The organism is Rhizobium sp. CFBP 13726 (assembly GCF_014841925.1).
GTDB classification, from domain to species: Bacteria; Pseudomonadota; Alphaproteobacteria; order Rhizobiales; family Rhizobiaceae; genus Neorhizobium; species Neorhizobium soli.
On sequence record NZ_JACYUU010000016.1, the window covers coordinates 1 to 1274 of the forward strand.

The 1274-nt window shown below is 52.0% G+C and carries 1 tRNA gene and 1 rRNA gene; both read left to right on the forward strand.

Annotated elements, in window-relative coordinates:
• Positions 1–163 precede the first annotated feature (163 nt).
• Positions 164–239: transfer RNA gene (locus tag IFT66_RS23315), tRNA-Ala, on the forward strand.
• A 619-nt stretch (positions 240–858) separates the two neighbouring features.
• A 23S ribosomal RNA gene (locus IFT66_RS23320) occupies positions 859–1274 on the forward strand; the annotation flags it as partial.

Below are 1274 nucleotides of genomic sequence, written 5' to 3' on the forward strand. Positions count from 1 at the left end.
GCGTGGGGTCGGTAGTTCGAGTCTACCCGGGCCCACCATTCATCTTGGTGAATGTGGTGCTGGTCGGGGTGGCGGACGCAGTCGATAAGATCGTGTGGGTTATGGTGTTGATGGACGGGCTTTTTGCTAATTCCTATTGGCTTTTGCCTCCGTTGAAACGATTGGGGCTTTAGCTCAGCTGGGAGAGCACCTGCTTTGCAAGCAGGGGGTCAACGGTTCGATCCCGTTAAGCTCCACCATATTTGGTCCTGACGCTGTCGCTCTCTTTGAGCGCTGCGCTCCGGACGGGCCGCCTTCTAGGGTATTTTGCTTTGCAAAAACCCGGGATCGGCGCCGGCCTCTGGCCTTGCGAAGCTTCGCTTCGTTGGCTGTCGAGGCTCCATTGTCTTCTGAAGAAATAAAAGTTTGCATCACTTTTAGGAGTGCTGCCTGTTCTGCAAAATTGTGAAGAGAAGATTGATCTGGATGCTTCCAGGTATTTTTGGGTTTTAAAGCCCAAGGATGTCCGAGCCCGGTTCTGATGATACCAAGGATGACCTAGCCGGTCGGATCTGGAGGAAGAGCTGGAGTAGGTCGGAAGCATGTCACTCTGGTCGGTCGTTGTTGGTGTTTTGGGGCTTGGCCCTAAACCACCTCTGACGACTTATTGATGTCCGTTTGCTAACCGCGCGGACCCGGATTTAATCTCGAGAAGCTGGTCTTAAAGATCAGGACACAAGTGAACCGCTCGGCGTGGTTCCAATAAAGTGGCCTGATCGAACACGTTGATGGCATCATGAGAAGGTTGGGTTGTAAAAGGTAGCCCTTCCGCTTGCTCCTCTGGGGTGAGCTATATTGATGAGCATTGGCAATGAGAACGATGAAGTGTTTTAAGGGCATTTGGTGGATGCCTTGGCATGCACAGGCGAAGAAGGACGTGATACGCTGCGAAAAGCCGTGGGGAGCTGCGAATAAGCTTTGATCCATGGATCTCCGAATGGGGCAACCCACCTTAGATATCTAGAAAATCTGTTTTGCTAGACACCTTTAATGTTCTGAACGGTTTGCGTGGGACTTCCCATACAGACCTTTAGGTCGTCGCCAACAGTTTGGCGCGCCGTCCGCAGCGCAGCGACCGCAAGGTCGCGACAGCGTGAGGACAGAACAGACCCGGCAATACCGGGTTCGAGGGTTCAGCAGAAGAGGTTTCTAGATATCGCTAATAAGGTATCTACACCTGAATACATAGGGTGTAAGAAGCGAACTCAGGGAACTGAAACATCTAAGTACCTGAA